Origin of the sequence: Sphingobium sp. YBL2 (genome assembly GCF_000943805.1) — a bacterium.
In the GTDB taxonomy this organism is placed as follows: domain Bacteria; phylum Pseudomonadota; class Alphaproteobacteria; order Sphingomonadales; family Sphingomonadaceae; genus Sphingobium; species Sphingobium fuliginis.
Genome location: NZ_CP010954.1, coordinates 2,118,726 through 2,134,291 on the forward strand (window position 1 = coordinate 2,118,726; position 15,566 = coordinate 2,134,291).

9 protein-coding genes are annotated in these 15,566 nt (G+C 65.6%); 4 read left to right on the forward strand and 5 right to left on the reverse strand.

From position 1 onward, the window contains the following. Positions 1-34: 34 nt before the first annotated feature. Together TZ53_RS09665 and TZ53_RS09670 are read right to left on the reverse strand one after the other, a co-directional pair. Positions 35-1,579 (reverse strand): tryptophan halogenase family protein, encoded by a 1,545-nt coding sequence (locus tag TZ53_RS09665; RefSeq protein WP_044661124.1) that lies wholly within the window; start codon positions 1,577-1,579, stop codon positions 35-37. Between the two features lie 83 nt (positions 1,580-1,662). Further along, a complete protein-coding gene (locus tag TZ53_RS09670) occupies positions 1,663-4,551 on the reverse strand; it encodes a TonB-dependent receptor (RefSeq protein WP_044661125.1) in 2,889 nt (962 codons plus the stop codon). Positions 4,552-4,785: 234 nt separating this feature from the next. Between TZ53_RS09670 and TZ53_RS09675 the strand changes: the two genes are divergently transcribed. The 4 genes from TZ53_RS09675 (at position 4,786) to TZ53_RS09690 (ending at position 9,750) form a co-directional block, all read left to right on the forward strand. Next, on the forward strand, positions 4,786-5,529 hold the full coding sequence (locus tag TZ53_RS09675) for a SapC family protein (protein ID WP_229742661.1): 744 nt from the start codon (positions 4,786-4,788) through the stop codon (positions 5,527-5,529). 2 nt (positions 5,530-5,531) lie between these two features. Beyond that, the gene (locus tag TZ53_RS09680) at positions 5,532-6,551 is read left to right on the forward strand and encodes a cupin-like domain-containing protein (RefSeq protein WP_044661126.1); all 1,020 of its coding nucleotides are present in this window, start codon (positions 5,532-5,534) and stop codon (positions 6,549-6,551) included. Between the two features lie 62 nt (positions 6,552-6,613). Beyond that, entirely contained in the window at positions 6,614-7,675 is a 1,062-nt protein-coding gene (locus TZ53_RS09685) for an alpha/beta hydrolase (RefSeq protein ID WP_044662965.1), read from the forward strand. Positions 7,676-7,788: 113 nt separating this feature from the next. Further along, on the forward strand, positions 7,789-9,750 hold the full coding sequence (locus TZ53_RS09690; RefSeq protein WP_044661127.1) for a sialate O-acetylesterase: 1,962 nt from the start codon (positions 7,789-7,791) through the stop codon (positions 9,748-9,750). Between the two features lie 15 nt (positions 9,751-9,765). Here the strand turns inward: TZ53_RS09690 and TZ53_RS09695 are convergent, their stop codons facing one another. The 3 genes from TZ53_RS09695 to TZ53_RS09705 are packed head-to-tail and all read right to left on the reverse strand — an operon-like array spanning position 9,766 to position 15,559. Then, positions 9,766-11,673, reverse strand: coding sequence for an NPCBM/NEW2 domain-containing protein (locus tag TZ53_RS09695; protein ID WP_044661128.1), 1,908 nt, complete (start codon positions 11,671-11,673; stop codon positions 9,766-9,768). Continuing rightward, complete coding sequence (locus TZ53_RS09700; protein WP_044661129.1) at positions 11,670-14,003, reverse strand: glycoside hydrolase family 95 protein; 2,334 nt, start codon at positions 14,001-14,003, stop codon at positions 11,670-11,672. Before TZ53_RS09700 ends, TZ53_RS09695 begins: the two co-directional genes overlap by 4 nt. Then, the gene (locus TZ53_RS09705) at positions 14,000-15,559 is read right to left on the reverse strand and encodes a glycoside hydrolase family 43 protein (RefSeq protein ID WP_044661130.1); all 1,560 of its coding nucleotides are present in this window, start codon (positions 15,557-15,559) and stop codon (positions 14,000-14,002) included. Before TZ53_RS09705 ends, TZ53_RS09700 begins: the two co-directional genes overlap by 4 nt. Positions 15,560-15,566: the final 7 nt, after the last annotated feature.

The window sequence follows — 15,566 nt, forward strand, 5'->3', positions numbered from 1 at the left end:
CGAAGGCAATCTTGTACGACAAATTATATGGCCGTCAGACCGGTTGCAGTCCATGGGCCACGATCTTGTCGATCAGATCGCGATGGCGCGGCAGGCCGGCGCGCAGCTTCGCCGTCATGGCGGTATTTTCCCGCCGGGCGCGGTCCGCCAGATGGGCGTCGCGCGCCAGGGCGGGCCGGTCGACCTCTGTCCGGAATCCCATGCCGTAGAGCACATATTGGTAGCTCGCCGCCGGGAAGACCTCCTCCACCCGGTCGAACTCGTCGAGGAACCAGGGCGATTGGTAACGCCAGAGCAGCATCAGTTCCTTCAGACGATCGGGAATGGTCTCCTCCCGGACATTGTCGCGCCAGAAATCGCTGTCGGTGCGCTTCGTCAGCACATAATGCAGCTTCAGGAAATCGATGATCCGCCCCCAGCGATAATGGGTCGTGGCGTTGAATCGCGAAGCGATGATGTCCATCACCTCGCGGCAGGCGGGCATCTGCTCTGCGATGATCTTGGCCGACAGTTCGATGAGGACGATGGCCGACGCCTCCAGCGGTTCGAGGAAGCCCGCGGCCAGGCCCACGGCGACGCAATTGCCCTTCCAGAAGGTTTCGCGATGGCCCGAACGGATTGCGATTTTCCGCGCGCCCAGCCCTTCGGCCAGCGGACCGATATAGGCGCGCAGTTCCCGTTCCGCCTCTTCGTCGGAAATATGGTTGCTGGAATAGACATGGCCGATGCCGCGCCGGGTCGGCAGGCCGATGTCCCAGATCCAGCCCGCGCTCTGCGCCGTGGAGATGGTGTGCGACGCCATCGGGCTGTCGGGCCGCTCATAGGGCACCTGCATGGCGAGCGCGGTGTCGCAGAACAGCACGTCGTTGCAGTCCCTGAACGGCACCTTCATCGCGCCTTCGATCAGCAGCGCCTTGAATCCGGTGCAGTCGACGAACAGGTCGCCCTCGATCTCGCCGGCCTGGGTGGTGCGGATGGCGCGTATGTCGCCATCCTCCTTCATCAGCACCTGCTCCACATCGGCCAGGACATGACGCACGCCCAGCTTTTCGCAGCAATGGCGTTGCAGGAAGGGCGCGAACTTGCCCGCGTCCAGATGATAGGCATAGTTGGCCAGCGCGTCATATTCGGCGGTCGCGATGGTCTTGGGTGCCAGGCCGTCGTCGCAGATGCGGCCCTGCGAACAGACGCTGTCGCAGAAACTTTCATCCCCCTCGCTCGCCAGCCAATGGGGGGCAAGGTTCACCTGCCCGAAATTCTGGGGCAGCATCAGGGGGTGGTAATAGCCGTCGTCAGGCGTTCCCGTCGTCCAGCGGGCGAAGCGCGCGCCTTGCTTGAAGGCGGCGTCGCATTCGCGGAACAGGTCGGTTTCGGAAATGCCCATGCGCGACAGGGTGGTGCGCAGCGTCGGCCATGTCCCTTCGCCCACGCCGATGATCGGCGTGTTGGGGGATTCGACCAGCGTCACGGTGAAGCCGTTGCCGATGCGGCTGCGATGGCGGGCGGCGATCACGCCGGCGGTCAGCCATCCGGCGGTCCCGCCGCCGACGATCACGATGTTGCGGACGGGATGAACCATGGCGACAGCCTTGATAGGGAAAGCGGGAAGGAACGCCAAAAAGGGAGGGGATGTCAACCGACATCCCCCCAGGGCGAGACAGGTTAGAAGCGGTAACGAACGCCTGCGGTGTACCGCCGGCCATAGGCATAGACGTCAAGCAACTGGTTGCTGAACCGGCCATGGGTGCTGACCGTTTCGTTGGTGAGGTTCAGCGCCTCGCCGAAGATGGTCAGTTGCTTCGTGATGTCGAAGCTGGTGCTGAGGTCGACCTGCAACGCCTCGTTCACGAAGGTCGGTTCGGCGCCGAAGGCCGAATTGTTCTGCGCCTGGCCGAAGGCCTGCAGATATTTGTCGCGCCAGTTGACGGCGGCACGGATCTGGAAGCCGTTCTTGTCGTAGAAGCCGACGAAGTTCGCGCTGTTGGCAAGGCCGGTCACCGCGAAACCGCTCTGCGACAGGTCGGTCCTGTCATAGGGCTTGTTCGTATCGACGAAGGTGGCGTTGGCATTGAAGCCGAAGCCGCTGTCGCCGAAGACATGCTGCCATGCCAGTTCCACGCCCTTGATCGTGGCGGACGGGCCGTTGACCCGCTGCGACACGGTGAAGACGGCCGGCTGGCCCGTCGTCGGATCGACCACGCCGTTGATGGTCTGGCGCTGCGTGCCGGCAACGATGAAGTTCGACACATCCTTGATGAAGAAGTTCACCGCCGCATAGGAGTTGCGCTGATAATACCATTCCGCCGCGAAGTCGAAATTGTCCGCGAGGAAAGGCTGCAATCTTGGATTGCCCCCGGTCGCGGTCAGCGCGCCGACGCGCTGGCCCACACCGACGTTCAGAACGGGCGTCAGGGTGTTGAGCGAAGGACGGGTCAATGTCCGCGATGCGTCGAAGCGGAGGTGGAAATTGTTCGTGACCTCCAGCTTCATATCCAGACTGGGAAGCAGATAGGAATAGCTGCTCTTCGTCGAGATCGGCTGACTTTCGGAGAAGGTGACGTTGAGGAGCGTCGGGTCGGCGGCGCTGCCCGTAAGGGCAATGGGCAAGCGACCGACGCCGCTGGACGTCAGGTTGGTGATCTCCTCGCGAACCCCCGCATTGAAGCGGAAGGGCATCCCCGCAATCTCATGTTCGAAATTCACGCTGACATAGGCGGACCAGGTTCGTTCCCTGATGTCCTGGACGCTGCCGGGATCGAGCGCGAGGTCGAAGGCTCCCGTGAAATTCGGCCCGACCGTGGGATCGGCATAGTTGAAGCCCGGGATGTTCGTCGTCTGCGGATTGCCCAGCCCTTCCAGATATTCCTGATAGGCGCGCGGGTCATAGGCCAGCAGTTCCGGCGGCAGATTGCCGGAGAAGCCCGGAATCCAGTTGTTCAGGCTGATCGGACGGCCATAAAGGCTGGTCGGGATCGGCACGCCCGTATTCCGGCCCGAAGGTGTGCCGTAGCCCGCATAGGCCTGCCAGAAATTATTGGCGAAGGTGTTGCGGTTCTCCAGCCGGAAGCGGTCCTCCATATAGCGGCCGCCGAACTTCACGCGGAAGCTGTCGTCCTCCCAGGTGCCGCCGAGACGGAATTGCTTGATCTCATCGGAGTTCTTCTGGACCGACCGCACGGTGACGTGCGAACCGATGATGGTGGGATCGCTCCAGCGCGACTGATCGCCGGCCGGGCCATAGGTCGTCAGTTCGGGGAAGCTGTTCTTGCTGTCGCCGGTTACGCGGACGCCCAGCGCCGTGCCGAGCAGGCCGCCATAGCCGATGTCGCCATTCTCGCTGCCGATACGGTTTCCGGGGTTCTGCCGGCTCTTGGCGTAGGAGGCGTCGGCTTCGAACTTCAGATTGTCGGTCGCATCCCATTTCAGGTTGACGCCGACCTGATTGGTTTCCAGCAGACGGCTGTCGCGGCCGGCCGTGAAGTCGGTCGGCGTGCCCGCCTGGATGAAATTGATCGTCGTGCCGTTCTCGTCCTGCTCCACATTGCGCAGGTCGCCCTGGTTGAACCACATGCCGAAACCGGAAATGTCGGTCACGATCTTCTGACGCGAATAATTGTCGTCGATGGTCAGCAGCACGTCGTCCGAAGGCTGCCACTGGAAGGCGATGCGGCCGTCGATGCGTTCATCCTTGGTATAGCGCTGGTCGGCGCCATATTGCTGCTGATACCAGCCGACGACATTCTGCCGGTTGGTCGGGGTCGCCCAGGCGGCGGATTCAGTATCCGACGTCGGGGAACAGCTTGCGGCGGTGCTGCCTGCAAGCTGGCACGGCGCGAACCGGCCGCCCTGCCAACCCGAAACATAGACGCGGTTCACCTGGGTATCGCGACGGGTATAGACCGCGTCGACAAGGATGCCCATTGTGTCGTCGGCAAAGGTGGTGCTGAACAGGCCGCCGATCGTCGGCACGATCTTGCCGGCATCGTCCTGGACCGATCCGGCCGCGCTCATCGCGACGCGGGTGCCGGGGTGATCGAAGGGCTTGGGGTAGGAGATATTGACGGTTGCGCCGATCGAACTGCTCGACAAAGAAACGTCGGGCGTCTTGAGGACAGCCAGCTGGCCCACGAAGTCCGATCCGACAGTGGTGAAGTCGACCGATCGTCCGCCGGTCGCCGTCGAAATCCTGCGGCCGTCGATCAGCGTTTCGTTGAAGTCTCCGGCGAAACCGCGAACGGTGATGCCGTCCGGCTCGCCACGCGAACCGGCGCGATTGATCGATACGCCCGGCAGGCGCTGGAGCGACGCCGCGACGTTCGAATCCGGGAACTTGCCGATGTCTTCCGCAGAAATGACGTCGACGACGCCGGAAGAATCGCGCTTGATGTCGAGATTGCGCTGCAATGAGCCGCGAATACCGGTGACGATGATGTCGGCATCGCTGGCCGGCGCGGCGTCCTGGGCCGTGGCCGGAACGGCGATGGCCAGGACCAGCAGGCTTGCCGTCGCCGCAAGCGCGGCACGGCCGCGCGCCGGTTCGGCCTTGGTCATTCTATACGTCATGATCCTCCCCTTGTTCAGACAATATCTCGCCCGAACGCCGCGGCACTATTGCTGCGGCGATCATGTTTTCTTGATCAGGGTGATTTGTCCCGCTTTTCTAAGCGGATTTGATCATCCTCACCCAGGTCTTCTTTTTTTCTGCTGAAAATGGTAGCGCTATCTAAACGCGCGATCAAGCGGAATTGTAGGCGTAATCATTATCCGCCAGGATGCAGCCTTCGCATGGGGAAAAAGCCGGCCGAAGCGGCAAGCCGAGCGGCCGTCAATAAGGTGGGAGAGGATATGGAAGAGGTGGAACTGCTGAACAGCGAACTGCACGCAACCTTGCGGATGCGGCCCGCGAATGAGGGACGCGATCCCTTCGTCCGCATCGTGGTCGGCGAATTTGCGGCTGCGGCCGCTGCCTGTCCCCTGTTGTTTTCCAAACATGCGGAGACGGGCGCTTTCTATGCCGGGGCGCTGATGGGCTTCAAAAGAGGGGAATGTCTGATCGATTCGCCCGACGGCCGACCGGCCTTCCGGCCGCTGGAGGCGGATCGCGAGGGCTTCTTCGCTCTGGGGGAGAGCATCGCCTTCGATCCCGCTCATGACCGTTTTGCCGGGCGGGAGGGCGAATCGCTGTTCGATGCGCAGGGCGCGCCGACGGCATCGCTGAAGGCCGTGCAGAATGCCTTGGGCCGCCTGATGGCAGGGGCCGCGGATACCGACGCCTTCATCGCGGAGATGCTGGCCCATCGCCTGATCGAGCCGATCGACATCTCTCTCAACTTCGATGATGGGGAAAGGCTGCGACTCGACGGGCTTTACACGATCAGCCTGGATGCGCTTGGCGATCTGGACGATGCGACGGTGCTCAAGCTGTTCCGTGCGGGGCATATGCAAAGCGCCTATGCCATGATCGGCTCGCTCCGGCACATCGCGCTGATGGCGCGCCGCCGCAATGAACGGCTGGCGGTGCCGGCCTGAACATGGGCGACGCCAGCCCCGTGATCGAGGCGTTCGCGGCGGCCGATATGACGGCGGCTGACGATCTGCGCGCATTCGCCGCCCTGTGCCGACCCGCGGTGATCCGCGGGCGGTTCAACGACTGGCCGGCAGTGGCGGCCGGCGGGCAGGGCGGGTCCGCGGCGCTGCACTATGTCGCCCGATTCGCCGCCAGTTCGAGCGCCGAATATTTTACCGCGGGCGCCGAGCTTGGCGGACGTTATCATTATGGCGACGGTCCCGGCGGCTTCAACTTCACGCGGGAAACGGCCAGTATCGGCGATGCGCTGGGCCGGATCGCCGCCAATGCCGAAAGCGGGAGCGAAACCGCCTATCTGGGATCGCTGCCCGCCGATTCCCATTTTCCCGGTTTCGCGGAGGAGAATCCCTGCAATTTGGTGGGCGCTGGCGTTCATCCGCGCCTCTGGATCGGCAACCGGTCGACGGTCGCCTGTCATTATGACAGTTACGACAATCTCGCCTGCGTGGTGGCGGGACGGCGGCGCTTCACCCTTTATCCGCCGGACGCCATCGGGGATCTTTATGTAGGGCCGGTGGACCATACCCTGTCCGGCCAGCCCGTTTCCATGGCGGCGGGCGCACCCGATGGAGCGGCGACCTATCCCCGTTTCGCGGCCGCGCGGGCAAGGGCCCTCGTCGTCGATCTCGCTCCGGGCGACGCGCTTTATCTGCCCAAGCTCTGGTGGCATCAGGTAGAGGCGCTCGACGACGTCAACATCCTCGTGAATTATTGGTGGGACGGGTTCGCGGCGGGCCCCGATTCGCCCTATGCGGCGATGCTGCTGGCGATGATCGCCCTGGCCGAGCGGCCCGAGCGTGAGCGCGCCGCGTGGCGCGCCTATTTCGATCATTACGTCTTCCGGCCGAACGGCCATCCGCTGGCGCATCTGCCGGAGGAGCGGCATGGCGTCCTGGGGCCGCTGGCGAAGGGCAATTATGGCCGCATCCGGACATTGGTCATGCGGATGCTGCGGGGCGCCTGAGCCTGGAAGACAGGAGCTTGAAGACAAATGACATGCGATGGAAAGGGGATGATGTGAAGAAGATGATCATGGCCGCGATGGTCGGATCGGCATTGGCGATGAGCGCCGCGCCCGGCGGGACGCAGGTGGCGACGGGCGGACCGCCGGCGGTGGCAGGCGCGAAAGCCGTGACCGTGGAGCGGATCAAGGTGCATGCGCCGTCCATCGAAGGCAATCTGGAGGGGGAGGCGGCCGACCGCGACGTCCTGGTCCTGTTGCCGCCCAGCTATGGCCGCGAACCGGGCCGGCGCTATCCCGTCATCTATGCGCTGCACGGTTATTCCATCGGAGCGGAACAATGGACGAAGGAAATCCATGTCCCGACGACTGTGCAGAATGCCTTTGCGAAGGGCTCGCGGGAGATGATCCTGGTGCTGCCCGATTCGAAGACTGTCCATAATGGGTCGATGTATTCGGGATCGATGACGACGGGAGACTTCGAAACCTTCATGGCGCGTGATCTGGTCCGCTATATCGACACCCATTACCGCACCATCCCCCGCCGCGAAAGTCGCGGCCTGGCGGGGCACAGCATGGGCGGTTACGGCACCAGCCGCATCGGCATGAAGCATGCCGACATGTTCGGCGCCCTTTACATGATGAGCCCCTGTTGCCTGTCCCCGCGCAGCGCCGGGCAGATGGACGCGGCAGCGTTGAAGGCGCTGGAGGCGGTGAAGACTCCTGCCGATTCGGCTGCCTTGCCTTTCCTCCTCAGGGCGCAGCTCGCGACCGCCGCGGCCTGGTCCCCCAATCCCGGGAACCCGCCGCTCTATCTGGACCTGCCGGTCAAGGACGGCCAGGTGCAGCCGCAGGTTCTCGCCCGCTGGGCGGCCAATGCGCCCCTGGCCTTTGTCGACCAATATATCGGCAATCTGCGCCGCTACAGGGCGATTGCCATCGATGTGGGCGACAAGGACGGGCTGAAGGACGACGCACGGGCGCTTCACGAAGCACTCGACCGCTATGGCATCGCCAACAGCTTCGAAATCTACGACGGCGATCATACGAACCGGGTCGCATGGCGTTTTCAGGACAAGCTGATCCCGTTCTTCGCCAGCCATCTCGATTTCGGAACGGCGAAATAGGCGCCTTTCTGTGGTAGCGATAACAAATCCAGTTGCCGCCGGAGGAAAATGGATTATCCCTGCGCGTGACGGCCTGGGACAGGGCCGACAGGACAGGGAGGAGCGAACGGCCTATGTTTTCCCGCAACATCATCTGGCACTTGGGTTTGACCGTCAGTCTGGTCGCGCTGAGCGCGGCTCCGGCGTTGGCCGCGCCGCGCTTCGACCCCATGTTCGGCGATCATGCCGTCATCCAGCGCGATCATCCGGTGACGGTGACGGGCAGGGCCGATCCCGGCGAAGCCGTCTCGGTCACGCTGGCGGGTGAGGTCCGGCAGGTCCGCGCCGACAGGGAAGGCCGTTTCGCGGCGCAGTTCGGCCCGCTCGCGACCGCAGGATCGGTGACGCTGGAGGCCCGCGCTCCGTCGGGCAGCGCGGTCGCGCAGGATGTGGCGGTGGGCGACGTCTTCCTCTGTTCGGGCCAGTCGAACATGGAGCTGGAGGTCCGCAATGCGCAGGATGCGGTGGGCCAGATCCGCGCTTCGGCCGATGACCGATTGCGCCTGATGCTGGTGCCGCGCGCTGTGGCGGACGATCCGTTGCGCGACTTCCGGCAGGCGCCGTCCTGGCGCCCGGCCGGACCGGACAGCGTGGCCGATTTCTCAGCCGCCTGCTATTATATGGCGCGGGAATTGCGGAAGGCGGCCGGCGTGCCGATCGGCGCCATCGCCAGCAGTTGGGGCGGATCGCGGATCAGCCCGTGGATGGGCGCGCGGGCGCAGGCGGCGGTCGGACAGGCGGCGCAATCGGCGCTCGTATCGCTGCATGGGCGCGATCCCTTTGCGGCGGAGCGGGCGGCCAGCGCCGAATGGGAAAAATGGTGGCGCAAGGAAACCGGGGATGCCGCCGGCAAGGAACCCTGGCAGCCGGACAGCAGCATCGCATGGCAGGACGTGCCCAGCATAGGCCCTTGGGAACAATGGGGCGTTCCCGCGCTGGCCGACTATAATGGCATGGTCTGGTTCCGCAGGGAGATCGAACTGACGGCGGCGCAGGCGAAGCAGGCGGCCACCCTCTCCCTCGGACTGCTGGACGATGTCGGCCGGCTGTGGATCAATGGCAAGCCGGTGGCGATGAGCGCCCGAAGCTGGCAGCCGAGCATGTTCGACGTGCCCCCCGGCGTGCTGAAACCGGGACGCAATGTGCTGATCGTCAATGTGCAGGACAACTATGCCAATGGCGGCTTGTCCGGCCCGGCGGAGGTCATGAAACTGGGGCTTGGGCAGGGGCAGGGCGGGGATCTGCCGCTGGGCGACGGCTGGCGCTATGCGGTGCCGGCCAGGTCGCCGGCGGGCGCGCCGCGCGTGCCGTGGGGCGACACGACCGGTTCAGGCACGCTCTACAACGGCATGATCGCGCCGCTGGGGTCGATAGGGTTGAAAGGCGTCGCCTGGTATCAGGGCGAATCGGACGTCGACCTGCCCGGCTATGACGACCGCATGAAGGCGATGATGGAGGATTGGCGGCGGCAGTTCGGTTCGCCCGACCTCGCTTTCGTCGCGGTCCAGCTTGCCGCTTACGGCGCGCCGGTGACGCAGCCGGGGGAAAGCGGCTGGGCGGCGATGCGCCAGGTGCAATATCAGGCGATGGCGCGGGATGCGCATGGCGGCCTCGCCACGGCCATCGACCTGGGCGACCCGTTCGACATCCATCCGGGCGAAAAGCAGGAGGTCGGCCGCCGCCTGGCACGGGCGATGCGCGTCGTCGCCTATGGCGATCCGGTGTCGCGCACCGGCCCGCAGGCGGCGCGGGCGGTGGCGACGACGGACGGCGGCGCGGCGGTCGAGTTCACCGGGCTGACCGGCGGGCTGCATATGCGCAGCGCGAGTCAGGCCATCGGCTTCGAACTGTGCGGAGCAGCGGCCGGAAGCTGCCGTTTCGTACCCGGCCGGGTGGAAGGCACGCGCATCGTGCTGGCGGGCGACGGCCTGCCGGCGACGCGCGTGCGCTATGCCTGGGCGGAATCGCCGGTCGTCAACCTCTATGATGAAGCGCCGCTGCCGGTCGGATCGTTCGAGCTGCCGATCACGCGGTAACGGATGGAGGGGGGATCAGCGCAGCAACGCTGCGTCCCCCCAGCTCACCGGAACGGCATTGCCCTTCGCGCCGTCGGCGCGGGCGACAAGTTCCAGCAGCTTGATCCCCTTCACATCCGCGGCGATCGCCTGGGCCGGCGCGCCCCGGCGCATCGGCGGCGTGCTGGCGAGCGGCTTGCCGTCGCCATAGAGGAAGAAGCGCACCGCCTGATCCCCGTCGAGCGCGCTGTCGTCCACGCCGACTTGCGCCGCAAAGCGGGCGAAGCCGGCGTTGCGCACTTCAAGCCGGCTGTTGGCCAGAATGCCTATGCCCGAGCCATAGGTTCTGCCCGCGATGACCAGCGGCTGGTTATAGGGGGTGAAGTCCGCCATCGCGCCGCCCCAGCCGGCATACATCGGCCGCTCCCCGATCCCGCGCGTGCCGCGCCAGTTGGGAATTGAACGATAGATGGTGGGATCGGGTTCGGGCTGCACCACGCCGTCCGCCGCCGGATTCACCATGCCGGGCTGTTCGGACAGGTAGAGGCCGCCGGCCAGCGTCCGGTCGCCCCTTGCGCGGAACACGACCGTTTCGCGGGGAGCGATGCGCAGCTTCATGTCATGCGTGAAGCTGCTCTTCTCCCCCGTCCAGAGATTGGCGAGCGCGATGGGGCGGTCGGCGCGGAACTTCAGGTGATCGGCGGTCAGGATCGCGTCCACCGGCGCAAGGCCGCGATTGAAGAGGGCGACCGCCTTGTCCCCGTTGGCCAGCGTCTTGACGAGGATCTGGAAGCCGTCCGCGTCGAAAGCCATGACCGCCTGATTGCCGGCCGGGTCCTGGTTGAGCGCGATGATGTCGGCATTGCCGAAAATGTCGATCAGCGGCTGCGGCGTGACGCGCAGGTCCGCGCCGATCAGCAGCGGCGCGTTCATCATCGCCCATAGCGAGAAATGCGACTTCGCCTCGATCAGGTGGTTCGCATCGAAATCACCCTTGCCGATGAAGAGCATGTCGGGATCGTTCCAGCCTCCCGGATGCGCGTATAGGGCACGGCGGGCGGCGCTGTCGTAATTGGTGAGCATTCGTCCCCAGTCCGGCGAAATGTCGTCGCTGGTGCGCGATATGTTGCCGACATCCTTGCCCCAGCTCCGGACATTGGCGCTGCCCCAGATGCAGAGCGAGAGCATATAGTCGCCATCGGGATTATATCGGGCGAGCGACTGGTTGATGTCGGCGAACAGCGCCTTGACCGCCGGGATGTTCGACCGGCTGATGCTGTGCTGGTCGATCAGCGGCGCCAGGGCGCGATATTGCCCGCTCTTCACCCGCTCGGCGTCGGCGGCGTAGGCGCGGATGCCGCAGCCGTCGACCTTGATCGCGTCGAAGCCCCAATCGGCGAAGAAGAGGCGGATATCCTGGTCGGTATGGCCGTAAAGGCCGACTTCGCGTTCTGCGACGCTGCCCTCGGGAAGCTGCTCGCTGCCATCGGCATAGGCTTGCGAGCAGATATTGCGGCCGAGGTCGGAATAGATGCCGGCCTTGAACCCCATGGCGTGCAGCCTGTCGGTCAGCGGGCGGAAGCTGGGATCGCCCTTGACCCGCGCGGAGGGGAATTTGTCGGTGCGGATCATCAGCTTGCCGTCGCTCACCCGGCGCCTGATCCACCAGCCATCGTCGATGTTGATGTAACGATAGCCCTTCTGCGCGAGGCCGGTGTCCCGGATACGCTCAGCCGAGCCCATCAGCTTTTCCTCGTCCACATGGGTGAAGAAGGCGTTCCAGCTGTTCCAACCCATGGGCGGCACTTGCGCGCTGCCCGCCCGATAGGCGGACCAGCGGCCGGTGGGGGCGAGCGGGTCAGCGGTCTGCACCGGCGACTGCGCGGAAAGCGCGGTGCCGGCGCACAGCGCCACGGTCGGCAGGAGGAAACGGCGCAGGGTCATGCAAAATCCTTGAGCGTCAATGTGACCGGCAGGCCGGCCTTGAAGGTGAGGGGGCGGCTCTTCGTCCCGAGGCGGATGGTGCGATGCCCGCTGAGTTCGGGGCGCATGATGGCCCTGTCCAGCCGCCCATCGCGCCAGTGGAGATCGATGCCGCAGCGGCCCCGCGCCCGCAGGCCGGTGACGCCGCCGGTGGGCCAGGCCGCAGGTAGCGCGGGCAGCAGGTCGATGACGTCGCCATGGCTGCCCATCAGCATTTCGACGATCCCAGCCGCGCCGCCGAAATTGCCATCGATCTGGAATGGCGGGTGGGCGTCGAACATATTGGGATAGGTGCGCTCCGACCCCAGCAGGAAGCGCAATATCTCATGCGCATGATCGCCCTCGCGCAGGCGCGCCCAGAGGTTGATGCGCCAAGCGGTCGCCCAGCCGGTCGCACGGTCGCCGCGGATTTCCAGCGTGCGGCGCGCGGCGGCGGCGAGCGCGGGGGTGCCGTCCGGCGTGATCTGGCGCGAGGGGTGCAGGCCGTAAAGATGAGAGACGTGGCGGTGATTCTGTTCGGGCGCGTCGGCGTCCCAATCCTGCTGCCACTCCTGGAGCTGGCCCTGCCGCCCGATCCTGTAGGGGGCGAGCCCGTCGTGCGCGGCCTGCATTTCGCTGACAAGGGCGGCGTCCTGGCCGAGGATCTTCGCGGCCTCCATCGTCCGGGAGAAGAGGTCGCGCAGGATCGCCATGTCCATCGTCGGCCCGGCGCAGACGGTGCCGCCGTGGCCGTGCGGGTTTTCGGGGCTCATCGACGGATTGGTGACGAGGAAGCCGGTCGCCGGATCGCGCTGGAGCGTGTCGAGGAAGAAGCGCGCCGCGCCCGTCAGCAGCGGGTAGATGGACGCAAGATAGGCGCGATCGCGGCCATAGTCATAATGATCCCACAAATGGATGCAGAGCCACGCCCCGCCGGTCGGCCACAGGCCGAACTGCGCACCGTCGATCGGCGCGGTGGCGCGCCAGAGGTCCGTATTGTGATGCGCCACCCAGCCGCGCGCGCCATACATGGTCCGGGCGGTGCGCGCGCCCGTGACGGCGAGTTCGCGCACCATCTCCACCAGCGGCTCGACACATTCGCCGAGCGCGACCGGCTCGGCTGGCCAGTAATTCATCTCGGTATTGATGTTGATCGTATATTTGGAGCCCCAGGGAGGATTGAGGCTGTCGTTCCAGAGCCCCTGCAGGTTTGCGGGCTGACCGCCGGGGCGCGACGAACAGATCAACAGGTAGCGGGCATAGTGGAAATAGAGCGCGGCGAGCGCGGGATCGTCGCTGGTCTGCGATGCGGCGATGCGCTGGTCGGTCGGAAGCTGGGCGGCCGGCGACGTGCCAAGGTCCAGGCTGACGCGGCGGAACAGCCGCCGGTGCGCGGCGGCGGCATCCGCGGCGATGGTCGCGAAGGAGCGGTCTTGCGCACGGCCAAGCGTCGCGGCGGTGCCGGCGACGGGATCGCCGCCGACATCGTCGAACCGCCTGAAGCTGGTCGCCATGGCGAGGAACAGAGTGACCGACTTCGCGCCCCGGATGCTGAGGCGGCCGTCTGCGCCGTGGGTGGCGCTGCCGCCCTCCACGCGGGCGGTCAGGCGGGCGGCGAAGCGGAGCTTGCCCTCCATCCCCTTGGACGCGCCGTTGCGACCGGTGAGCAGCAGGCTGGTGGCGCCGTCCGCAGCGACCTGAACGCCGCTCTGGGAGGAGCGGAGGGAAATGTCGACGTCGAGCCCGCCGGTCGAGGAGAGGCGGACGGCAATCAGATTGTCGGCGGGGGAGGCGACCACCTGACGGACATGGGCGGCGCCGCCGGCGGTGAAGCGGGTGGTTGCCATCGCGCTGTCCAGATCGAGTTCGCGGTGATAGGCGGCCGCCTGCCCGACGTCCGGAAAATCGAGGATCAGGTCGCCCAGCGTCTGATAGGGCATTTGCGCCAGCGGCTTTGCCATCAGCGTCTTGTTGGCCAGCGCTTCGGCCTCCGCGATCCTGCCCGCGAAAATGAGTTCGCGCACCTGGGGCAGGTTCGCCTTCGCCTCCGGATTGACCGGATCATAGGGCTGGCCGGCCCAGAGCGTGCCTTCGTTGAGTTGCAGCCTTTCCCGCGCCACCCCGCCGAACACCATCGCGCCAAGGCGTCCGTTCCCGATCGGGAGCGCTTCCGTCCACGTCGCGGCGGGCTGCCGATACCAGAGCGTCAGCGGATGCTGCGCTCCAGGTGCGGCGTCTGCCGGCCGTGCGGCGGCGAGCGCGGCGGTGCCGGCGGCCATCGCCATCATGGTGTCACGGCGGCTGAGGCTCATGGCCGCACGCCCTGCGGGAGCGGCATGAGGGTGAAGCTGTCGACATCGAGATAGCCGCCGGCTGGCGCGGGATTATAGCAGGAAAGCGCGATCTGCTGCCCCTGGAAGGTGCCCGTGCGCCAGTCGAAGGCGAGCGGGAAGCTGCCGCCCACCTCCGCCCATTTCCGGTTGTCGAGGCTGTAGGCGACACGGCCCAGCTTCGCGTCGAAATCCATGTCGGCGCGCAGCCAGAGCGTGCGGCCGGCAATGGACAGGGACGGGACGCGCACCTCTGTCTTCGGCCCGTCCATGGTGCTTTCGGTCAGCATCATGCGCAGCGCCTTCGCACCCCCTGCGCCGCCGACGACCGAGAGTTGGGCGCTATATTTGCCGAAGCTGCCAAGGCCGCAAATGTCGCCCGGCCTGATGCCCGCCGTGTCGAGCTTCGTCACGGCGCGCATCCTTGGCCCCTGCGCCTTCTGCGTCAGCGTGTTGCGCGCGGTCCAGATGCCGTCGGCCTGCGTGGCGTGGAGGCGGAGGAAGCCAAGGCGCTGCGTCAGCGACCATTTGCCGTCGTCAGGATTATGATTCCACTGCCATTGCAGCCCGAGCTTCGATGCGGAGAAATCGTCCGAGGCGGGCGGTTCGGCAAAGGCATGGCCCTTGATCGGCTTGGGCGATCGTTCGGGAACGTGATCGGGCCTGTCGGGCGTTCCCCACCAGGGCCAGTCGTCCTTCCAGAAGATCGGGCTGATGTTGGTCATGCGCCCGATCGCGCCGGCATCCACCATGACGAAGCCGTACCAGCTCCCGTCGGGCATATCCACGATCGCGCCCTGATGACCGCCGGTCCTGTCGTCGATCGATGGCTTGGTTTCCCACGGTCCCCACAGGCTGCGCGAGCGGGAGACGGTCATCGCCAGCTTGCCGGGAATGGCATTGAACAGATAGTACCAGCCATTGTGGCGGATGATCTTCGATCCTTCCGCGCCCTTGTTGTAATAGGTGACCTTCGCGGCGGTGACGGCGCTCAAATCCTTGTTGAGCGTCAACAGCGTCACCGTGCCGTCGCTGCCGATCGAGGTGCCGAGATAGGCCGTTCCGTCGGCATCGATGAACAGCGCGGGGTCGAAGGCTTCGCGGTCGATCGCCCGATACGTCCACGGACCTTCGATCGTCGACGATCGATAGATGCGCGTCCTGTGCCCGACCGGCGTGACCGCCAGATAGAACATGCCATTATGGCGGCGCAGGCTGGCGGCATAGAAACCATGGCGATAGTCGCCGCCATCCTTCAGCTCATAGCGCGGGTCGCCATCGAGCCGGTCGACCACATGGCTGACGATCCGCCAGTTCACCAGATCCTTCGAGTGAAGGATGGTGACGCCGGGGGAGTTTGCGAAGGTCGTGGAGACGAAATAGAAATCCTCGCCAACGCGGATGATGTCGGGATCGGGATAGTCGGCGAAGAGGACGGGATTGCGATATGTGCCGTCGCCCTGATCGGCGCGCCAGACCTGCGCGGGCGCGGCAAGGGAGAGGCTGGCGGCCAGCGCGACGGCGACCGGGCGGAGCATGGCGCGC